This window comes from bacterium (assembly GCA_035691305.1).
GTDB lineage: Bacteria > Sysuimicrobiota > Sysuimicrobiia > Sysuimicrobiales > Segetimicrobiaceae > DASSJF01.
The window spans coordinates 1-21416 of record DASSJF010000041.1 but is presented as its reverse complement, the minus strand read 5'-3'; the positions used below and the strand labels follow the sequence as shown (position 1 = coordinate 21416).

General features: G+C 69.4%; 20 protein-coding genes. 7 read left to right on the top strand and 13 right to left on the bottom strand.

All coding sequences use genetic code 11. The features are described 5' to 3' along the window. Nucleotides 1–23: 23 nt before the first annotated feature. Entirely contained in the window at nt 24–476 is a 453-nt protein-coding gene (locus VFL28_07525) for an SRPBCC domain-containing protein (GenBank protein HET7264501.1), read from the bottom strand. A gap of 128 nt (nt 477–604) precedes the next feature. On the opposite strand from VFL28_07525, the gene VFL28_07520 reads away from it, so the two are divergent. Beyond that, entirely contained in the window at nt 605–1063 is a 459-nt protein-coding gene (locus VFL28_07520; GenBank protein HET7264500.1) for a cupin domain-containing protein, read from the top strand. A gap of 28 nt (nt 1064–1091) precedes the next feature. On the opposite strand, the gene VFL28_07515 is transcribed toward VFL28_07520, so the two are convergent. The 10 genes from VFL28_07515 to VFL28_07470 form a co-directional block, all read right to left on the bottom strand. After that, entirely contained in the window at nt 1092–1904 is an 813-nt protein-coding gene (locus VFL28_07515; protein HET7264499.1) for an ABC transporter ATP-binding protein, read from the bottom strand. Continuing rightward, entirely contained in the window at nt 1880–2656 is a 777-nt protein-coding gene (locus VFL28_07510) for an ABC transporter permease (GenBank protein ID HET7264498.1), read from the bottom strand. The genes VFL28_07515 and VFL28_07510 overlap by 25 nt, the downstream gene beginning before the upstream one ends. Then, nucleotides 2653–3705: a hypothetical protein gene (locus VFL28_07505; protein ID HET7264497.1), complete on the bottom strand. Its 1053-nt coding sequence runs from the start codon at nt 3703–3705 to the stop codon at nt 2653–2655. The genes VFL28_07510 and VFL28_07505 overlap by 4 nt, the downstream gene beginning before the upstream one ends. Nucleotides 3706–3707: 2 nt before the next feature. Then, entirely contained in the window at nt 3708–6098 is a 2391-nt protein-coding gene (locus VFL28_07500; GenBank protein HET7264496.1) for a xanthine dehydrogenase family protein molybdopterin-binding subunit, read from the bottom strand. A gap of 10 nt (nt 6099–6108) precedes the next feature. Further along, nucleotides 6109–7116, bottom strand: coding sequence for an ABC transporter substrate-binding protein (locus tag VFL28_07495; protein ID HET7264495.1), 1008 nt, complete (start codon nt 7114–7116; stop codon nt 6109–6111). 22 nt (nt 7117–7138) lie between these two features. After that, on the bottom strand, nt 7139–7645 hold the full coding sequence (locus VFL28_07490) for a (2Fe-2S)-binding protein (GenBank protein HET7264494.1): 507 nt from the start codon (nt 7643–7645) through the stop codon (nt 7139–7141). Then, complete coding sequence (locus VFL28_07485; protein HET7264493.1) at nt 7642–8544, bottom strand: xanthine dehydrogenase family protein subunit M; 903 nt, start codon at nt 8542–8544, stop codon at nt 7642–7644. The genes VFL28_07490 and VFL28_07485 overlap by 4 nt, the downstream gene beginning before the upstream one ends. 18 nt (nt 8545–8562) lie before the next feature. After that, nucleotides 8563–9828: a DUF1116 domain-containing protein gene (locus VFL28_07480; protein ID HET7264492.1), complete on the bottom strand. Its 1266-nt coding sequence runs from the start codon at nt 9826–9828 to the stop codon at nt 8563–8565. A 17-nt stretch (nt 9829–9845) separates the two neighbouring features. After that, nucleotides 9846–12218: a xanthine dehydrogenase family protein molybdopterin-binding subunit gene (locus VFL28_07475; GenBank protein ID HET7264491.1), complete on the bottom strand. Its 2373-nt coding sequence runs from the start codon at nt 12216–12218 to the stop codon at nt 9846–9848. Between the two features lie 340 nt (nt 12219–12558). Next, nucleotides 12559–12867, bottom strand: coding sequence for a non-heme iron oxygenase ferredoxin subunit (locus VFL28_07470; protein HET7264490.1), 309 nt, complete (start codon nt 12865–12867; stop codon nt 12559–12561). A gap of 167 nt (nt 12868–13034) precedes the next feature. Between VFL28_07470 and VFL28_07465 the strand changes: the two genes are divergently transcribed. Next, nucleotides 13035–13436, top strand: coding sequence for an EVE domain-containing protein (locus tag VFL28_07465; protein HET7264489.1), 402 nt, complete (start codon nt 13035–13037; stop codon nt 13434–13436). 13 nt (nt 13437–13449) lie between these two features. Here the strand turns inward: VFL28_07465 and VFL28_07460 are convergent, their stop codons facing one another. Then, nucleotides 13450–14262 (bottom strand): NAD-dependent deacylase, encoded by an 813-nt coding sequence (locus tag VFL28_07460; GenBank protein HET7264488.1) that lies wholly within the window; start codon nt 14260–14262, stop codon nt 13450–13452. A gap of 185 nt (nt 14263–14447) precedes the next feature. Between VFL28_07460 and VFL28_07455 the strand changes: the two genes are divergently transcribed. Both VFL28_07455 and VFL28_07450 read left to right on the top strand, forming a co-directional pair. Beyond that, a complete protein-coding gene (locus VFL28_07455) occupies nt 14448–14828 on the top strand; it encodes a hypothetical protein (protein HET7264487.1) in 381 nt (126 codons plus the stop codon). 64 nt (nt 14829–14892) lie between these two features. Beyond that, nucleotides 14893–16959 (top strand): HD domain-containing phosphohydrolase, encoded by a 2067-nt coding sequence (locus VFL28_07450; GenBank protein HET7264486.1) that lies wholly within the window; start codon nt 14893–14895, stop codon nt 16957–16959. Nucleotides 16960–16983: 24 nt separating this feature from the next. On the opposite strand, the gene VFL28_07445 is transcribed toward VFL28_07450, so the two are convergent. Beyond that, nucleotides 16984–18180, bottom strand: coding sequence for an MFS transporter (locus tag VFL28_07445; protein HET7264485.1), 1197 nt, complete (start codon nt 18178–18180; stop codon nt 16984–16986). 154 nt (nt 18181–18334) lie between these two features. Between VFL28_07445 and VFL28_07440 the strand changes: the two genes are divergently transcribed. From VFL28_07440 to VFL28_07430, 3 genes are all read left to right on the top strand, one after another. Then, on the top strand, nt 18335–19489 hold the full coding sequence (locus VFL28_07440) for a hypothetical protein (GenBank protein HET7264484.1): 1155 nt from the start codon (nt 18335–18337) through the stop codon (nt 19487–19489). 570 nt (nt 19490–20059) lie between these two features. After that, complete coding sequence (locus VFL28_07435; protein ID HET7264483.1) at nt 20060–20344, top strand: AbrB/MazE/SpoVT family DNA-binding domain-containing protein; 285 nt, start codon at nt 20060–20062, stop codon at nt 20342–20344. Further along, on the top strand, nt 20328–20753 hold the full coding sequence (locus tag VFL28_07430; GenBank protein HET7264482.1) for a PIN domain-containing protein: 426 nt from the start codon (nt 20328–20330) through the stop codon (nt 20751–20753). Before VFL28_07435 ends, VFL28_07430 begins: the two co-directional genes overlap by 17 nt. The last annotated feature ends 663 nt before the right edge of the window (nt 20754–21416 follow it).

The window sequence follows — 21416 nt, the reverse complement described above, 5'->3', positions numbered from 1 at the left end:
CACGCGGCTCGGTGCCCCGACCTCTAGACCGGGATCTCCAGCGCCCGCCTCAGGGCGTCGGCAAACTGTTCCATGATCTGGTCCGCCTTTCGCTGAATCATGCCCTGCCCCAGCGTGCCGAGCCTGCCCAGGACCGCGGCGTCCGAGGCCAGGCGGAGCACGCTGCCGCCATCCCGCGGCTCGACGGCGAGGTCGAGCGTCACCCGGAGCGAACTTCCCATCGCGCTGTCGCGGCCGCCCGCCTGGGCCCGCAGGCGCCGTCCCTCCTCGACCTCGAGAATCTGAATTTCCATCGGGAACGTCACGCTGAACGGTCCGATGCGCTCCGCCACGACGGCGGCGTAGCGCTCGTGCGGCACGAGCGTCCGCGCGTCGCGGCAGCCGGGCAGGCACCGCGCCACCCGCTCGACGTCCCACAGAAATTGCCACACCTGCTCGGGCGACCGGGCGACGGCGATCTCCTTTTCGAAACGCATGGGCCCACCATACCACGCGGGCCGCACCGGGCGCAGGGAATCGTCCGCCCAACCATGGAAGCTACGAACGGGGCATCGGCGGACAGCCGGCCGCGTGCCGCGATACCAAATCCCCGGAGGTGTGAGCGATGCCGTTATACGTCCGTCGCGAGGACATTGCCGACGATACGGTGAGGACGCAGTACACGCACATGTCGACCCAGATGGTGTACGGCGCCGAAAGCTGCCTCATGCTCGCGACGCGCCCCGGAGGGTATCACTCGCACCCCCACAAGCACGACACCGAGCAGATGAACTACGTGATCGACGGAGAGATCTGGGTCTTTGTCGAGGACACGTTTTTCCTGGTGAAGGCGGGCGACTACTACCGCATTCCGCGCAACGCGGTGCATTGGGGCTGGATCACGTCGGACAAGCCGTGCACGATCCTCGAAGTATTCGCGCCGGTCTATCTCGGCGGAACGCACCCGAACGCCGTGGGCCTCTACGACGACGGCGAGAAGCCGGCAAAGATTCCGGACATCAAGACGGAGGCGGTGTCCGACGACTACATGAAGATCGAGGCGAAACTGCCGATCACGCGCTAGGCAGAGGCGCCCGCCGCTCCGCGGGTGCCTACCGGGCGGCGTCGGAGGGGCTCAGCTCCGCGCTGAGCGCCTCGGCCAGATCATCGACGAGCGCGTGGAACTCCGGCGTGTGCCGGTCGTGGGCCTCCCTCGGCCGCGTGAGCGGCACGGCCACGTCCGCGCGCAGGCGGCCGGGCCGGCGCGACATCAGGAGCACGCGATCCGCGAGAAACACCGCCTCTTCGATCTGGTGCGTCACGAAGAGCACCGTCTTCTTCCGGCGGAGCCAAATGCGTTGCAGTTCCGCCTGCATCAGCTCGCGCGTCAGCATGTCGAGCGCGCTGAACGGTTCGTCCATCAGCAGGACCTCGGGATCCACCGCGAGGGCGCGCGCGAGGTTCACGCGCTGACGCATCCCGCCGGACAGCTGATGCGGGTAGGCGCGCTCGAATCCGCTCAGGCCGACGAGATCCACGAGTTCCTGGACGGTTTCGCCGGACCGCGCCCGCGGCACCCGGCGCACCTCCAGCCCGAAGGCGACGTTCGCCTGCACCGTGCGCCACGGAAACAGCGAATCGCTCTGGAACACCATCGCCACTCGGCGGTCGACCCCCGTGAGCGGGCGGCCGCCGATGGTGATGCGGCCCTCGCCCGGCCGCTGCAGACCGGCCATGCAGCGCAGCACTGTCGTCTTGCCGCAGCCGCTCGGACCGACGAGCGCGACGAACTGCCCCTCCTGGACGTCGAAGCTCACATGGTCGAGGACGAGCAGCGGCGGCGCGCCGGTCCGCTCGAACGAGACCGCGAGCCGCTCGACGCTGAGTTCGGTCGACGCCGCTACACGACCGACTGCGTACGCCACGGCGCCATCCTCCGTTCCAGATACCGCAGCACGCTCGTCACGGCCACGCCCATCACAGCCAGCACGATGATGCCGACGAACAGGAGCGGTGTGTTGAAGACAGACGCCGCGTTGGTGATCATCAGCCCGACGCCTTTGCTGGCGCCGCCGAACAGCTCCGCGACGAAGATGCCGATCACCCCGCGCCCGACGCCGATCCGCGCACCCGACAGGATGAACGAAAGCGCCCACGGCACCATCACTTTGCGCAGCGTGTCCAGCCGGCCGGCGCCCATGCTGGTTGCCACCTCCAGCAGCGACCGGTCGGTAGACCGGATGCCCGCCACCGTGCCGATCGTCACCGGGAAAATCACAACCAGCGCAATGATGATGGTCTTCGACCACAGGCCGATGCCGAACCAGATGATCAGGAGCGGCGTGAGCGCGACGAGCGGCGCGGTGTAGGCCGCGGAGACCCAGGGATCGACGTATTCCGCGGTCCGCGGGCTCGCGCCCAACAGCACGCCGAGCAGCACGCCGCCGGCGAAGCCGAGCGAGGATCCCACCGAGAAATACGTCAAGCTGACTTTGATGTTATCGAGCAGCTCGCCGCTGCCGATGACCTGGATCGTCGCGGCGAGCACGGAGGACGGCGTCGGGAGAAAGAGCGGATTCCGCACCACGTAGATGGCGAACCACTGCCACAGCACGATGCCGGCCGCGCCGCTCAACGTGACGCGCCCCCATCGCGCGAGCAGGAGCCCCGTCCTCACCGCAGCTCCGGGATGAGGAACGCCTCGCGCTCCAGGACCGGCCGGTCGTCGAGCAGAAACCGCGCGCCCCGGAACCCCAGGTCGAGGTGGAGCGGCGTGCGGTTGCCGCCGCCGAGGTCGGCGTTGGACCCGAAAGCCAGCGTCACCGCACCGTACACGCCGCGCACCTCGGCGCCGCGGGTATGGTAGTGCGCGTACCGGTCCAGGGCGTCGTAGCGCGCCCGCGGATCGCAGCCCCAGCCGATGTGCGAGATGCGGTCCGCGTCGCTCTCCCGGCCTCGGGCGAAATGGTCGCGCAGCAGCACCACGTCAAACCCGCCGCCCTCCATCCCGGTGATGCGGCCGTGCTCGACCGTCAGCCGCACGGGACTGCCGGCGTACCGGTGGCCGATGATGTCGCCCGGCGTGAGCACCAGCGTTCCGGCTGCGGTATCTTCGGCCGGCGCGAGGACCACCTGCGCCGTCGGCCAGTGGTCCCAGCGGCCCGGCAGATCCGCGAAGCCGTACTGCATGAAGACGGGGCGGTCGCCGCGATCGACGGAGAGATCGGTACCCGCGGGCGTCGTCACGCGCAGACGGCGGCTCGCGCCCAGAACGCGGGCGCCGGCTTCGACCCGCGCCTTGATCTCACGCGTCGGGAACAACCGCTGCAATACCTCGATCGGCTCCCGAACGCGGAGCATGCGCGTCCCCTGGGAGAGCATCTCGATCTGCCGCTCGGAGTGGAGAAAACCGATCGACGTGAGATCGGCGACGAAGTCCATCCGTTTCATCAGATCGATGATGTGCTCGTAGGGGACCCGCTTCTCCACGCGGCGGCGCGCCGTCATCTCGGGCGTGCCTTCGACGTACGGCACGACGACCTGCGCGACCTCGGCGCCGATCTCGAGCACCGCCCCGAAACAGGCGGCGACGTAGTGCGGGTTGGTCGAGGCGTCGGAAACGATCAGCACTTTCTCCGAAGACCGCAGATTGCACAGGAGGAGTTCCTCCCGAAACAGCACCACCGCTTCAGCGCCGACGAGCGACGACAGCGGAAACTGCACCATGACTAGTCTCCTTCCGCGGGACCGCGGCGGCCGGCGGCGCGGAGGGCCGCGAGGACCTTCTCCGGCGTAATCGGCAGCGAGGTGATGCGGATCCCGATCGCGTCCGCGACCGCGTTCGCGATTGCCGCGGCGGTCGGGTTCATGCAGATCTCCCCGACTCCCTTCGCGCCGTAGGGGCCGACCGGATCGCGGTGCTCGAGCAATACGGTCCGCAGCTCCGGCAGGTCGCCGGCACGCGGGGTCCGGTAATCGAAGGCAAACGGATTCAGCACCCGCCCCTCTTCGCACACCACTTCCTCGAGGAGCGCGAACCCGAGGCCCATCACCATCCCGCCCTCCATCTGCCCCTCGACGATCAGCGGGTTGAGCGCGCGGCCGACGTCCTGCGCGTTGAGGAGGCGCAGAACGCGGACTTCCCCGGTGCCCGGATCGACTTCCACCTCGGCGACCTGGCACGAGTACTCGAACGTGTTGTTGGCGTTGCCCTGGCCGCGCTCATCCAGCTCCGTCGTTCGGCCCTGATGGACCCCCTGGCCGAACGGCTGCTCGCCGCGGCGGCGCATCGAGTAGTGGACGACCTCCGCGAACGCGAGCGCCCTCGCGGGCGTGCCGCGGACGAAGACCTTGCCGCCGGCGCACTCGAGATCCTGGGGGTCGGCCTCCAGCATCTCGGCCGCGACGGCGGTCAGTTTCTGCCGCAAATCAAGCGACGCGGCCCGAACGGCGTTGCCGACGAAGTACGTCGTGCGGCTGGCCGAGGCACCCAGGTCCTGGGGCACACCGTCGGTCGTCTTCGGCGCGATCGCGATGGCGTCGCGGGGCAACCCGAGCGCCTCCGCGACAACCTGGCTGAGGGCCGTGTCGATGCCCTGCCCGACGTCGGCGGCCCCGGTGATCAGCGTGACGGTGCCGTCGGGATTGGCCTTCAGAAGCGCGGCACCCGTGTCCGTGCCGTGGAGCGCCGGACCGCCGAGTCCGTGGTGGGCGGCGGCGACACCGAGTCCCCGGCGCGGCGCGGTGGATGCCGCGCCGCGACGCGCCTCCCGCAGCGCGCGCCACCGCGTTCGAAAGTCGCTCGCCTCCCCGGCCGCCGCGATCACCTCGCGGACGTGCACGCTGTGCTTCGCCGGGTCCAGGACCTGGCCGGTGCAGTTCGTCCAGCCCGGCCGCCAGGCGTTGCGAAGCCGGACCTCGAGCGGATCGAGGCCGAGCCGCGCCGCCCCTTCATCGAGGAGGCTCTCCCGCGCGAAGGAGACCTGCGGATTGCCGAATCCCCGGAACGACCCGCTCATGGTGTTGTGCGTGAACGCGCAGCGCGACTGGATGTTGAGATTCGGCACCGCGTACGGGCCCTCGAGGTGAATCGCGGCATAGACGGAGATCATCGCCGGCATCGAGTTGTAGGCGCCGGTGTCGAGCCACAACTCGCCGTCCGCGAACTGCAGCAGGCCGTCCCGATCGAACCCCAGCGCGAGGTCGATGTCGAACGGCGTCTTGCAGGTCGCCGCGAAGAACTCTTCTTCGCGCGTGTACACGCACTTGACCGGACGCCCGGTCCGCATGGCCAGCAGGGCGCAGTACGGCTCGACGGTGACCTCGCCTTTGCCGCCGAAATCGCCGCCGGTCGGGACGAACACGACGTTGACGCGGTTCAGCGGCACCTGAAGGAGCTCGGCCAACTGCAACTGGGTTCGGAACGGCTTCCCGGTGGAGCACCAGACCGTGACGCGGCCGGTAGCTTGATCGTACTCCGCGACCCCGGCGTGCGGCTCCATGGAAAAGTGCTCGATCCGCTGCGTGCGGAAGCGGTCCCGGACGACCACGTGCGAGCGTGCCCGCGCGCCGCCGACGTCCCCTTTGACCAGCCGGAAGTGAGTCGCCTCGTTGCCCACCGCGTCCACGAACCATTTGCGCATCCACGACGCGACCGGGTAGCCGGCCTTGCCGGGATGCACCGGCGGCGCCCCGGGCGCGAGCGCGGCGTCGAGCGTGTACACCGCCGGCTGCGCCTCGTAGCGGACGCGGATCAGCTCGGTCGCCCGCTGCGCCGTCTCGACGTCGACCGCCGCAACCGCGGCGATGACATCGCCGATGCACCGCGCGTCGCCCCGCGCGAAGAGATGCCGGGACGAGATGCTGGTGCCGGCCGGCGGCATCGACGGCACGTCCGCGGCGGTGATCACGGCCTCGACGCCCGGCAGCCGGAGCGTCTCCGAGAGATCCACCCCGGTGATGCGGGCGGGGGCCTGCTCGGCGTAGAGCAGCCGGCAGTGGAGCATGCCGGGCAGGCCGATGTCCGTCGAGAAGGACGCCCGGCCCGTCGCGAACGCCGCGGCGTCGAGCCGCGGCGTTCGCGCCCCTACCGCAGTGAAGACGGCTGGCCGGGGTGGCACTGCCGCGGAACTACTTGCCGGCCTGCGCCAGCGCGGCGTTCAAGTATGACAGGTCGAAGTAGCGCTGCGCATTGGCGCCCTTCGGGACCTGGCCGAGGCCCGCCAGAATGTCTACGACGCCCTGCATCGAGCGGGGGCTCGGCGCAAGATCCCAGCTCGTGAGATAGGTTTGCGTCCGGTAGAACTGGTCGTAGGTCTGACCCACAACGGCCGGATCCAGGTGCCCGAGGTCCGAGAGCATCTTCACGACCTCGTCCTTGTGCGCCGTGTTCGCGGTGTAGCGGAAACCCATGATCAGGGCCTTCAACGTCGCCACGGTGGCGTCGCGGTTGCGCGCGGCCCAGTTGGTATTGTCGACCACGCACGCGAAAACCGCCGGAATGTCGAACAGGCCGCCCAGGTCGGTCATGCCGTCCTTCCGCGCGAGGAGGTTGAACGGCGCGGTCAGGATGGCCGCGTCGACGGCGCCCTTGCTCAGCGCCGCGTAACGCGCCGCCAGGCCGCCGCCCGCGATCAGGTTGTACTCGCCGTCCTTCAGCCCGCCGCCCGTCATGAGCCGACGGATCAGGGCCGTGCTGGCCTCCGGCGCAACCGTCCAATGCGAAATCGTCTTGCCCTTCAGGTCCGCGTACGACTTGATACCGGGCCGCGCGAAGAGGTTGTAGGGGTACCGGTCTGTGAGGCAGGCGATCACCTTGACCGGCGCCCCGTGGGCGTTGCCGTTGATGGCGATGCTCGCCTCGGGAATGCCGAGGTCGAGCGCCCCGCCGGCCACGGCCCGGACCAGATTGTCGTCCGGCCCGATCACGGTCTGTTTCAGCTCCACCCCCTGCTGTGCGAAGAAGCCCTTCTGTTGTGCGACGACGAGCGGCGCGTAGTATGTCGTCGACGGCACGCCGACGATGCCGAACCGCACCGTGTACTTGGTTTGGGGCAGCGCGATTCCCGCGAGCCCGACAACCAGCACCGCCGCGACGATGAGCGCGATCCCACTGCGGGCCACCAAGTATCTCTTCATATCGCCTCCTCGGTTCGACTGATTACTTCGCCCCGGCCGCGGCGAGCACGGCGTCGAGGATTTTCTTGTAGCCGGTACAGCGGCAGATGTTGCCGTGCAGATACTCTTTGATCTGCTCGACCGATGGCCGCGGATGGTCGGCGAGCAGCGCCTTCGTGATCATGACCATGCCGGGCGTGCAGTACCCGCACTGCAGCGCCCCGGCGTCCACAAACGCCCGCTGGATGGGGTGCAGTTCCCCCGGACGGGCAAGACCCTCACAGGTCTCAACCGACCTGCCGTTGATCTCGAACGCCAGGTACGTGCAGGCGCTCACCGCGAGGCCGTCCACCAGGACCGTGCAGGCGCCGCAGACCTGCACGTCGCACGCCCGCTTGGCGGCGGTCAGCGCGAGGTCTTCGCGAAGAAAATCCAACAGCGTCCGGTGCGCCGGCACGTTGCCCCGGACTCGACGGCCGTTGACCTGCGCCTCGATCGCGACGTGTTGCGGCGCCGCCGGCTCGCCGCCGGGGCGCTCTTCCCGGATCATCCTCGGCCCTCCCCGTGCCGCCCTCGCGCCAGAATCCGGTCACGCGCAGCGGCCAGCGCGCGCTCCGTCAGCACGCCGGCCAGGTGCCGCTTATACTCGGCCGAGCCGTACAGGTCGTCGACCGGATCGCAGGCGTGGCGCACGGCTTCGGCCGCCCGCGACGCCGCGCGCTCAAACGCGCCGTTCCGCAGGGATACGCCGGCGAGCGCGGACTCGGCTTCGGCGACGCGGCGCGGCACGGGCCCCACGCAGCCCACCGCCACCCGGGCCTCCGCGAGGGCACCGCCCTGTCCAGGTATCAACGCCGCGCCGGCGCCGACCGACGGCCGCTCGAAAAACGCGAACTTGCGATAGTCCGCGCCGGCCCCGGCGGGGAGCGCCGGGATATCGATCCCGAGCAGCAGCTCATCAGGCGCGAGCGACGTCGTATACGCATCGACCAGCAGCTCCGCCACGCCGATCACCCGCGGGCCGGAGGCCCCGCCGATCCGGACCGTCGCGCCGTAAAGCAGCAGGACCGTCGCGAGATCGGAGTGCGGCTCCGCGAAGGACAAATTCCCGCCCACGGTGCCGACGGCCCGCACGCGGACGTTCGCGAGGTGCCGCTCCATCGCCGCGAGCATCGGGTAGCGCGCGCCGACGGCCGGCGACCGCTCGACCGACCGGTGAGTGGTCGTGGCGCCCACGCGCAGCGTCCCCGCCGCTTCATCGAACGCGATACCGTCCAGCCCGATGCGCTTGATGTTCACGAGATCCGAATAGCGCAGCAGGCCCTGCTTCATCGCCAGCAGCAGTTCGGTGCCGCCCGCGTAGATGCGGCCTTCGTCGCCGAGCCGCGCGAGCAGGCCGGAAGCCTCGCCCACGGTCGTGGGCTCGTGCAGTCGGAACGGCTGCAGCACGCTAGGACCTCCCCGTGTTCATCGGTCCAGACGGGCGGCGGCGGCCGCGAAGCACGCGAGCGGCGCCGCCGCGATGCCGGCGCCGACCTGTCCCACCCCGGCTCGCCGGCCGGCGATTCCGGTGTTGAGAATCGGCTGAACGCCGGTCGCCGCGACCGCCTCGGCGTCGATGCCGACCGGGGTGCCGCGGAAATCGAGCGCCGGAATCGTGTACCATGGATGCTCGCCCAGCGTGATCCCGTACATCCTCAGCGTATGCGCCGTCATCTCGCCGGCGGTGCCGCCGATGAAACCCGCGATCGCCGGCGCCGCCGCGAGCGCAAACGCGCCGATCCCCGCGACCTCCGAGACGTAGGAATCGCCCATCAGCGGGACGCCGTCGTCCCGCGTGAACCCCGGGAACATCCGACCGACCGGCGGATCAGGCGGCGCGGTGACCCATTCCGCGCCGAGCCCCGCCACCCGCAGGCCGAACCGCACCCCGTTCCCCGCCATCGCCGTGACGAGGCTGCTGTGCGGCGCCGTTCCCACGGCGTCCGTCAGCGCCTTGCTGTGCGCGATCGACAGGTTGAGGAAGAAGTGATCGTTGCCGCCGATGAACTCGAGGCACCGGGCCGCGACGCCGCCGTCCACGGCGCGGCAGAGATGGGGCGCGACGTGGCGGATGAAGAGCGCCGTGCCGGCCTTGTTCCGGTTGTGCGCTTCGTCGCCGCGGTGCAGCGCCTCCGACACCATCCGGCGGAGATCGACCGGCCCGCTGCGGCGGATGGCGGCGGCGAGCGAAGGCGCCAGCACGTCCCGGATCCAGGCGAGCCGCTCCAGGACCGTCTCATCGTTGGCGCCGAATCGCAGCACGCGACCGAGGCCTTCGTTGATCGTCGCAAACGCGAGGTTGCCGTGGGCCTCGTTGCGCACCACGAACACCGGCATCGCGGCGCACACGACACCGGCCATCGGCCCCACCATGCCGTGGTCGTGGGCCGGCGCGAAACGGACGCGGCCGTCCCGAACGAGCGCGCCGGCCTCCGCGGGCGTGGCGCAGCGTCCGGCGTGAACGAGCGCGCCCTGCACGGCCGCGCGCATCGGCGGCACCATCTCATCCCAGTCGAGGGGCGGACCCGCGTGGAGGATGAGATCGGGCGTCATCCCCGGGACGACATCGAGGGCCGCCCGGACGTCGATCAGGAACGGATGGCCGGCGGTGAGGCGCGCGAGTGCCGCGGCGTTGGCCGCCCGACGCCGCTCGGCCGCCTCTGGTGCGCGATCCGGCAGTCGCCGTGTCACGGCGTCCGGCGTCCCCGTCACCGGCCGACCTTGCCGCGGAGGGCCCGCAGCACTTTCTCCGGCGTGATCGGCAGCGAGGTCACGCGCGCGCCGATCGCGTCCGCCACGGCGTTGGCGATCGCCGCGGCGGTCGGATCCATGCAGATCTCGCCGCAGCCTTTGGCCCCGTAGGGGCCGATCGGGTCGCGGTGCTCGAGCAGCACGGTCGTAATCTCCGGCGTATCCTCCGCCCGCGGCACACGGTAGTCGAAGGCAAACGGGTTCAACACCTGGCCGTCGCTGCAGACGACTTCCTCGAAGAGCGCGAACCCGAGGCCCATCACCATCCCGCCTTCGATCTGCCCTTCGACGATCAGCGGGTTGATCGCGCGGCCGACCTCCTGCGCGTTCACGAGGCGCAGCACGCGGACGGCACCGGTGTCGAGATCGACCTCGACCTCGGCGATCTGCGTCGAATATTCGAAGCTCTGCACCTCGCCCCGCCCGCGTTCGTCAAGCGCGACGCCGTGGCCGTGGTGCACGCCGGAGCCGATCGGCTGCTCGCCGCGTAGTCGCATCGAGTGGCGGACGAGATCGGTTAGCGTCAACGCCCGGGCCGGCATCCCCCGAACATACGCCGCGCCCTGCCCCCACTCCAGATCCTGCCGGTCCGCCTCCAGCATCTCCGCGGCGAGCCCGAGCAGCTTCTCCTTCAGATTGAGCGCCGCGTGCCGCGCCGCGTTGCCGACCGAGTACATGGTGCGGCTCGCCGAGGCGCCTTGATCGTCGGGCACGCCGTCCGTCGTCTTCATCGCAATCGCGATCCGGCCGGCCGGCACCCGGAGTTCCTCGCCGACGATCTGGCCCAGCGCGGTGTCGATGCCCTGGCCCACATCGGCCGCCCCGGTGATCAGCGTCACCGTGCCGTCCGGATTGGCCTTGACGAAGGCGGTCGCCGTGTCCGTCCCGATCACCGCGGGGCCCCCGAGCGCGTGGTGCGCCGTCGCGACGCCGATGCCCCGCCGCGTTCTCGAGCCGGGCTTCCCGGGCGCCGCGGCGCCGGCCCGGCGCGCCCGCCAGCCCGCCGCGTCCGCCGCTGCGGTGATGGTGTCGCGCACGGTGACGCTGTGCCGCTCGGGACGCAGCACCTGCCCCATCACCGTGACCGCGCCGGTCGTCCACGCGTTGCGCAGCCGGATCTCCACGGGATCGAGGCCGAGGCGGACCGACGCCTCGTCGAGCAGCGCCTCCCGGGCGAACGCGACCTGCGGGCTGCCGAATCCGCGGAACGACCCGCTCATCACGTTGTGCGTAAACACACAGCGCGCATCGACGGCGACGTTCGGCACGGCGTAGGGCCCCTCGAACAGGATCGCGGCGTACGTGGCCACCATCGCCGGCATCGAGTTGTACGCGCCGGTATCGAGCCGGAGGTCACCCTCGGCAAAGAGCAGCCGGCCGTCGCCGTCGGTGCCCAGCGCCATCGTTATGTCGAAGGGCGTCTTGCAGGTCGCGGCAAAAAACTCTTCCTCGCGGGTGTAGACGCCCTTCACCGGACGGCCGGTCATCATCGAGAGCACCGCGCAGTACGGCTCGATCGTCACTTCGCCCTTGCCGCCAAAGTCGCCGCCGGTCGGCACGTAGACCGCGTTCACGCGATTCATCGGCAGCCGCAGCAGCTCGCCCATCTGGATGATCGTCCGAAACGGCTTGCCGGTGGACGCCCACAGGGTCACCCGCTGCGTCGCGGGATCGTAGTTGACGACCGCGGCGTGAGGCTCCATCGAAAAATGCTCCATCCGCTGCGTCTGGAACCGGCCGTGCACGACGACGTGCGCGTGCGCGCGCGCGGCCGCGACGTCCCCCTTCCGCAGGCGGAAATGCGTCGCGACGTTGCCGGGCTCCGCGACCCGGTAGCGCGTGAGCCACTGGGCGCCCGGATACTCGGCCTTCCCGGGATGCACCATCGGCGCGCCCGGCGCCAGTGCCGTCTCGAGCGTAAACGCGCCCGGCAGGTCCTCGTACGCGACCTCGATCAACTCCACGGCGCGGCGCGCGGTCTCGTCGTCGACGGCGGCCACGGCGGCGATCACGTCCGCGATCGTCCTGACGTCGTCGCGTGCGAACAAATGCCTCGCGGCGATGCTCATGCCGGTCGGTGGCATCGACGGGGCGTCGGCGGCCGTGGCCACGGCCAGGACGCCCGGCAGCCGCCGCGCGGCCTCGACGCTGAGGCCCGTGATCCGCGCCGGAGCCCGCTGTGCGTACAGAAGCCGGCAGTGCAGCATTCCCGGCGCCGCGGTGTCGGTCGCGTAACGGGCGGTGCCGCGGGCGAAGGCGGCCGCGTCGATGCGCGGCCGGCGCGTGCCGACGATCGCGTATACCGGTGCGGCGGGGGCCGGCGAACTCATCGGGCGAGGACGGTCCCCGACACGCGCGACTGCGGTGTCATATGCTCCAGGCTCCGAACAACGTTGTGACGGTGGCCGCGCGAGCAGGACCCGCGATCGCGCGAGACGTCCGCACCTCGAAGGGTCTTCTGGAAAACGGGGGGGCCTATCCTTTTCCGGGGTCCCGCGCCGCCCTCGGCGCGTATTGTCACCGTAAACGCGGGAGGGGCGGTGTACGCCGCTCATCCATTTGCAAGATGAGAACGGCCGGCTACTGGCGGCGCGCGCCCTTGACTCTCTTAGCGCGCTCGGCAGGTGGTGGGCGGACCCGCTGACGGCGCTCGGGATCGTTTATTTCATCTCACGGGAGCGATACCAAGACGTCATCCCCCTGCACCCGCACGGGATACGAGACGACCGGCTGCTGCGCGGGTCCCCGCCGCACCTGGCCGGACGTTACGTCGAACTGGCTGCCGTGCCATGGGCAGGTAACCGTGGTCCCGTCCAAGCGCCCCTCGCCAAGCGGTCCGCCCCGATGCGTACAGGCGTTGGCAATCGCGTAATACGTCCCGCCGACGTTGAATACCGCGATTGCCTGCCCCGCGGCGTCGACGACCACGCCCGTCCCCGGTACCACGCGGCTGGCTTGGGTCACCTTCACCTCGGCCATGTCAACCCTCCCGAACCGGCGTCACTCGTCCGAACCCACCGGTAACCGGATCAACGCCGCCGTACGGCGGTGATTCTCGCTCGCGGTGGATCGCATCCTGCCGCCGCCGGCCGAGCGCGGAGAGCGGACGATCCATCTCGAAGAAGAACGGAATCGGAGGTGACGTGGTGGCATACTTCCTCGCGAAAACCGAGCCGAGCGAATACTCAATCGACGACCTCAAGCGTGAGGGCACGGCGGTGTGGGACGGCGTGCGCAACCCGGCCGCCGTCAACGCGATCAAAACGATGAAGCCCGGAGACACCGTCATCATCTACCATTCGGGACCCGAGACGGCCGTCGCCGGCCTGGCCACCGTCGTGTCGCCGCCGCGGCCGGCCAAGGACGACCCGCGATCGTGGGAGGCGGATTTCAAGTACGTCGGGCACGCCAAGCGGCGGGTGACCCTGCGGGACATCAAAGAATCGCATGAGTTTGACGGCCTGCCGCTGGTGCGCCAGGGCCGGCTGAGTACCATGGCGGTGCCGGCAGCGTTCTGGAAGTGGCTGCGGAAACAGGGCGCGTTCTAGTGGTGCGCCGGGTCTAGCCTCGGCGGTTTCCTGGGTCTTGCGGCGGGTGCGGCCATACCGTTCCCTGCTCGACGGTCCTGACGATGTCCGGAAGGATCTCTCCCGCCTGCCCCCGGAGGACGACGTCTGCAAGGCCGTCGCACGTCGTCGGCTCCCTGTTCACGATGACGATCGTCGCGCCGTGCTCTTTGGCCCGCCGCGGCAGTCCCGCGACGGGGTAGACTTCGAGGGACGATCCCGCCACCAGCAGCACATCGCAGCGCCGGCACGCGTCCTCAGCGCGGCCGTACGCCGCCGCCGGCAGCATCTCCTCGAAGAGCACGACGTTCGGCCTGAGCCGGCCGCCGCAGGCCGCGCATCGCGGGCGGCCGCCGGCCTCGAGCTGCCGCGTCATCTCCCCCACCGGCGCGACCGTGCCGCACGACTGGCATCGCGCTTCGGCCAGATTGCCGTGCACTTCCACAACTTCTCGCGAGCCGGCCGCTTGGTGAAGCCGGTCCACGTTCTGGGTGATCACCAGCTGAACGAGGCCGATCGCCTCGAGCCGCGCGATCGCCCGGTGCGCCGGATTGGGCTCGGCGCCCGCCAGGTGAGACAGGCGCCGCCGGTAGAATTCGTAAAACGCGTCGGGGTCGCGCGCGAACGCCGTCGCCGAAGCCACGCGCATTGGATCCACCCCGGTCCACAACCCGCCGCCTCGGCGGGGCGACGGCGTCGACCGAAAGTCCGGGAGCCCCGACTCGGTGCTGACGCCGGCGCCGGTCAACACCGCGGTCCATCGACTCCGTCGCAGGAAGTCGCCGGCGAGGCGGATGCGTTCCAACACGCCCGACATTGCGTATAAAGATTCGCAACGGCGCCTGGGCGGTCCTCACTTCCGCGGCACGGAACAGGGCCGCCCCGGGGCACCTCGCCGCTCCTCCTCCCTGCCGCGTCCGAAAGCCGATCCGCCGGGGTATGACCATGCCGAACCTTGATTTCAGCCTGCGTGCGGCCGGGGGGAGAGAAACTATGCCGGTACGCCAGCTGTCTATGGTCGTGATCGCAACGCTGCTCATCGTCAGCATCGTGGGTATCGGTGTCGCGCAGGCTCAACTGGACACCGGTGAATCCTACTGGGGCGAACGCATGATGAACGGGATCTTCAACCTGTGGCCGGCCGCGGCGATCGCGATCTTCACGGCGCTCTTGGCCGGAGGGGTGTTCGGCCTGTACGAATTGGACCGCACGAGCATGCTGGTGTTGGCGGCGGCTTCGGCGTTCCTGGCCTACCATTTCTACTGGCAGCCGGCCCACCCGGCCTCCGTCCAGGCGCCCGCGCATGTGATGGCGGTCCCGCCGCCCGGCGCTCGAGACGCGCGAGCGTCCGGGTACACCTCCGCCGTTCGATGAAACGCCCCGCCCACGCCTGCCGCGGAGAGCGTCGAGCCTGATTTCCACAGGCGGCGGAGCGAGCGTGGAAAACGCAGGAGACGCGCGGCCCGCGGCGGAGACGCCGGGAGGTGCGGCGCCGGAAGACGACGCTCCACCGCCTGCGTTCGCGACCCGTCTTGCCGAAGCCGGCAAGATGCTCAGGAGCGGAGCACCGGCCGAGTCTCCCGTCGCCGCGATCGCACGAGCCCTCCTTGTCGTGTCCGAGGCGGACCACGCCGCGATCTTCTTCCGCTCGCCTACCGGCGTCGTGACCTGCCCATGGTCGCACAACTTGTCGGAGCAGTACGTCGCCGAGCTCGCCACGCCGGACGGCGTCAACCCGTGGATTCACATCCTCCGCCATCCGGAGCTCACCTGCATGGATCTGCCGAAGACGCGGCGGAGAGTCGATCCCGCGCCGTGGATCGTGCCCGACGTGCTGGCGCTGTCCTCCGATCACGCGGCGCTCCTTGACCGGTTCGTACGCGAGAACCTCCGGGCGATGTTCGTGTGGCCGCTCAGCCGGGACGGCCGCGTCACGGCAGCGCTGGCGTGCTACTACGACACGCCGCACGAGTGCGCCGAAGAGGAACAGCAGACGATGCGTGCGTTCGCGGCGCAGGCGACAGCCGTCCTCGGCGAGGACCCTTCGCCCGCCGGCGGCCCGGTCCGGCGCGACACGCAGCAAGCGCCCGGAGCGGGGTGGCCGCGCCGCGCGCCGACGGGCCCCGCCGTCGCGGACAGACCGTCGACTCCGGCCCAACCCGCCGCGGCCGCCGAAGCGGCCGGACTCGCAGCGGAGCGCGCCGCGCTGGAGGCCGACGCGCACCGGCTCGCGGGCGAACGCGAAAAGCTCGCGGCGGCGCGGCAGGAGCTCGAGACCGCCCAGGCACACGCGGCGGAGGCACGCCGGCGCATCGCGGCCGAGCAGCAGCAGGTCGCGGACGAACGGGGGCGCCTCACCGAAGCGCAGCGCAGCCATGCCGCCGAGCGCGACCGGCTGGCCGGCGTGCAACGCCAAGTCGAGGTCGAACGGGTACGGCTGGCGGAAGCCCGCGCAGCGTTCGATGCTGAACGAGCCCGACACGAGGGCGACGGCGAACGGCTGACCGCGGCCCGGACCGAAGCCGCGAGCGAAGAGACGCGCCTCGCGGCGGATCGTACCCGGCTGCACGAGGAGCATACGCGCCTCGAAACGCTGCGCCGAGACCTGGAAGCGCAAGGGGTCCGGCTCGCCGGCGACCGAGCCGCGCTCGAGGCGGATACCCGGCGCTTCGCGGATTCGCAGGCGATTCTCGCCGCGGAGAAGGACCGCCTGGCGGAAACGCGGCGGGCGCTGGAGGCGGAGGCCGTCCGCCTCAGCGCCGAGCGCCGGGCGCTGGACGCAGAGCGCGCGCAGCCGGCCGCGCCACCGGGGGCGGCGGACGCCGCACCGGCCAAGGACCGGCAGTTCACCGGAACGGAAGAGAAACGGGTCCCGCCGGTCCACGAGGTGGAACCCGTGGCGACGACCTATGCCGACCTCGTCGGCCGGGTGGGCGTGGCGAATGTATCGGACATAGACAAGCAAATTGTCGCGGTGGCGCGGCACCTGGATGCGCACAACGGCCACATCGCGGACTACGGCAAGCGTCTGGCCGAGTGGGCGGAAGCGCTCGCGCGCGCGCTCCGGTGCTCCGATCAGGACGTGGCGTCGACGCGCCGGGCCGCGCTGCTCCACGACATCGGCAAGATCGACGTACCCGCAGCGACGCTGAAAAAGGCGACGGCGCCGACGGACGACGAGCTCGGCATGATCAGACAAGAACCGGCCATCGCTCATCAGATGCTCAAGGACGCCGACGGTCTGAACGACGTTGCGACGATTCTCCGTCACCGTTTTGAGCGCTGGGATGGCGCCGGGCATCCGGACCGGCTCACAGGGAAGGCGATCCCTCTCGGTGCTCGCGTTCTGGCCGTCGTGGACGCCTACGGCGAAATGATTACGGGCCGCCCCGGCGTTCCGAAACTCTACTATCGCGACGCGATCGCGGGGCTCCAGCGTGAGTCCGGGACGCGTTTCGACCCGGAAGTAGCCGCCGCGTTCTGCCGCATCGTCGCGCGCGGCTAGGATCGGGCGACAGGCCGCGGGACCCTACTCTTCGGGACGGCGGCCGAACCCGTCGGTCACCTTCGCCGTGATGCCGGCAGCGCCGGCGAGCACCAGCGCGCCGAGATAGAACGCGAATTCCACGCCCCGGGCCGTGCTCGCGACTCCGAATATCAGCGGGCTGACGATGCTGGCCACCCGCTGCACGCTCTGCCGAATCCCGAACGCGGCGCCCCAAAAGGGCTGAGCCACCGACTCGGCCAGCAGGCTCATCGACAGCGGCTGCGTAAACCCGAGACTCGCCCCCATCAGCGCCGACACGCCGAGCAGCGGGACCAACTTCCGTGCAATCGGCGTTACGGCGAACGCCACCGCGCTGAGGGCCATCGCACCGACCAAGGCGCCCTTCTGCCCCAACCGCGCGACGGCGCCGGCCAAAAGCATGCGGACGGCCATCGACGCCACGCTGATGGCGGCAATCGCGACCCCGATCAGCGTGGGCGACAATCCTACGTGCGACAGGTACAGCGGATAGAACGTGCCCTGCAGCGCCTGCGCGCAGTTCATGATGCTCGAGACGAACATCACCGCCGCGACCCCGTGTTCCTTCAAGATCGGCCCGATCACCGTGTGAACCGCCCGCGCGGCGACGCTGCGCCGATCCGCGGCCGGGGGAACCCGCATCACCGCCGCGACGGCGAGCGACGGCGCCATGAACAGCGCCATCGCAAGGAACGCGGCCGCATAGCCGAACCGCGCGGCCAGATATCCGCCGATCACCGGCCCCGCGACGGCGCCGGCGGAGTACGACACCGCGTAGTAGCCGTAATTTCTGATGCGCGTGGCGTCGGTGCTCGCGCCGGCCACGACGGCCTGGGACGCGACGGCGAGCCCGGTATTCGAAGCGATCAGGAGCGTGTAGGCGACCGTGACCTCGACGATCCCGGGAAACGCGGCCAGCATCGCCGCCCCGAGTCCGAACAGCACGACGGACCCCACAAACACAAGCGTCGGGCCGCGCTCGTCGACGAGACCGCCCAGGTGTAGCGCGATGGCGAGCGGTGCGATTCCGGACAGGCCGGCCACCGCCCCAACAGCCCCGACGGACGCACCGTGCGACACGAGATAGAGCGAGATGAAGGGCGTTCCGATGTACCAGGCGCAGTTCGTCACCAGCTGCAGCAGGTTGTTGAGCAGTAGCAAGACCCGAGGATTCGCTTCGGAACGATTGGCCGGCGCCATGCACCGATGCACTTCCTCAGCGCCGGTCGTCGGCCCTGGGGCCGGGCCCCTTTTCCGGCGTGCCGGCGGCGAGTAGAATACCCGGGAGAGGCCGGTCGATCGGACGGCCGACCAGAAGAGGAACAGCCCGTTGCGACAACTTTCGAATCGACTCATGACCGCGGTGACGGCGCTCGCGCTGGCGTTGTGCGTTCCGGCCGGCGCATTCGCGCAGACCGCCGCAGTCGCGCAGGCGTTCTTGATCGTGCCGGGGGAGAGCATCGGGCCCGTGCGCCTCGGGATGACGGTCGTGGAGATTCGGGCCGCGCTCGGCCGGGAACTCCGGTCGACGGCCGATCCCGTCACCGGCGCAACCGTGCTCGCCTGGAAGACGACGGGAAGCGGGCGCCTCGGCGTATGGTTCGACACGGACGGCAGGGCAAAGAACGTCGGCGTGAACCTCGACCCGCGCTATGCGACGGCGCGGGGGCTGCGCGACGGGGTCGCGGCCGACGACGTTCGCGGAGTCATGGGCGCGCCGCTCGAGAGCGCATCGCTGCCGAGCACGACGTTGGGCCGGCTCGAGGTCCTGCGGTATCCCGGCATCTTGTTCTACATTCCGTCGGGTGCACAGGACGCGAAACTGAACGGCAAGGTCTACTCGATTATCGTGGGCGCGGCCGCGGCGCAGCCCGCGGCATCGGCGGCGCCGCCCCAGACATCGCCGCCGCAATCCGCGCCACCCGCACCTGCTCCGCAGAGGGCGCCCGCGACGGCTGTCCCCTCGCGCTCCGTTCAGATGGTCGCCGTCCGCGCCTCACCGGGAGAGCCCGCATCGATCGTCCCCGGCCGGAGCATCGGCGCGATCCGGCTCGGCATGAAACTCGCCGAGGTCACGGCGATCGCCGGCGCCTCCACGAGCAAGAAAGCGGCGGCCGACGGCGTCACCTACCGGTGGGCCGACGCGCCGGCGGAACACGGGTTCGCGGTCCACGTCACGAAGGGCGGGGTTGTCGACCGCGTCGTCATCATGGGCGATGAGCGATACACGACGGCCGGCGGGTTGCACACCGGAAACACGGGGCCCGACATCCGCGCGGCGCTGGGCGCCCCGTCCGCGGTCACCGTCGACACGGCGTCGCAGCGGGCGATTTTGCGGTACGGTGCGTTGGGCGTGTGGTTCGAGATCCAGCTCGACAAACAGGCGACGGGCTACGCCACCGTGGTGGCGATCGGCGTGGTGGCGCCGGGGGGCGGCACGACGAGGCCGGCCTCCCCTCTTCCCTCGCCCGCGCCGGAGCAGTACCATCCCGAAGCCGGAGGACAGTGAGCGGGCGGGAAAGCGCACCAACACCTTCTGAATCGACGGGCGGCCGCCGTGAGCACCCCCCGCCTGATCGTCACGCGCGGCGCAACGTGAAATACCCGACAGCGAAAAGCATAGCGCCCGCGATCATGTAGACTGCCGGAACGCCTCCGCCGCCAGTGCCTGCCGTGGGCCAAGCGTCGTAGATAACCCGATGCACGGACCCAGTGACTTGGCCGAGAGCCTGCGACAGCTCATCCTGCAACCCGTTAGCGACTGGAACAACGCTCTGTGAGATGACGTTCATGGTGTTCAGCGCGTACTCCAACGTCGCCCACCTCCCAATAAGTGACTGTGGCGAGCCCCCCAACGCGCTAAGATCGACGCGGAACCACGTCCGCCCGCGTTCTTCCGACCACGATCATCGTACACTTGTTGGCAGCCGCTCCGCGAGGGGAGTGGCACCCAGTCGACTACATGCTGGTCCCCGCCAGTGTAACTTGTGCCTAATTTATTGGTAAGACTGGTGGCCGGGTTCTGGGGGACTCTCATAGGCGTACTTGACAAGGATAGTGTCATTGCTAGAGTAAGGATATGCCGAAGGTAACGTCGAAGCTTCAGGTTACGGTTCCGAAAACGGTCGCGGACCACTATGGCATTCGCCCGGGGGACGAGATCGAATGGCTCGTGTCCGGCGACGTGATTCGGGTCGTTCCCCCGGGGAAGAAGATCAAGACATTGAGCGCCGCCGAACGGCTTCGCCGCTTCGACCTGGCCACCGTCAGGCAGTTGAAGCGAAACAAACAGGCTCACGCGGCATCGGCGCAAACTCGCGGGTGGAGTCGGGAGGACCTGTATCGTCGTGGCGGTCCTCGTTGACACGAACATCCTTGTCTATCGCTTCGACGCGCGGTTCCCAGCCCGCCAGAAGATCGCGACTGAGATTCTGAGACGCGGAATCGCAGAAGATTCGATACGTGTTCCCCATCAGGCGATCATGGAGTTTGTGGCAGCGGTGACCCGGCCGCTGGGCTCCGCGGCGCCACTACTGCCGGCGCAAGACGCGGTCCGGGAAGCAGAGGAAATGCTGACGCAATTTACGGTCCTGTACCCCGATGAGATGCTGTTGAGAACGGCTCTGCGCGGCGCGGTAGCGTATCAATTGTCCTGGTTCGATGCGCATCTGTGGGCATACGCGGAACATTTCGGCCTTTCGGAGCTGGTATCCGAGGATTTTGAGCAGGACCGCCTCTATGGAAGCGTTCGGGCGGTGAACCCGTTCCTCTGACGCGCCCCCCGGCGGCAATTTCGCAGACCGGTTCCGTTGAAAAGCTTGCACGCCGAAAGCACCGGCCGCGGCATGAGTCGCGCTTTGAACCGCTTTCGGGGCGAGCAGAACTTGCGGGATACTTCCGAGAACCCTGCCTCGCTGAAGGACCGCCCTTCAAACGTTCTTCCAGTTGATCTGCGCCTTGATGCGGTGTGCACTCACCCAAGATGCCTCGTCTGGGAACCTCGCGGACCGGGTATTACTGGGTTGGCCGTCGCACATGTGCGTCAACCACAACGGAAAATCGCGAAGGGTAGGGTTCTCTCCGGGCGGACACTTATGGTCATAGACGCGCACAGTACCGTCGGACACGAGCAAGAGACACCTGCCCCCACCGAGAAGGGGGGCCCTGGTAACGTTGGGCAGTATGGTGAACTGTCAGCCCGCTTGGCCGCTGCCACCGAGATGCTCGACAACGCCAGGTCGGTCGAACCGGCGGTCATAACGATCGGGCGTGCTTTGTTGTTCTTAACGAACGCCGAACGCGCCGCGATCTTTCTTCGGTCGCCGAGCGGCCGCGTGACCTGTCCCTGGTCTCACAACCTGTCCGACGCGTACGTCCAGGACATTGTCACTCCCAAGGACGTGAACCCTTGGATGCACATCTTACGCCACCCTGAG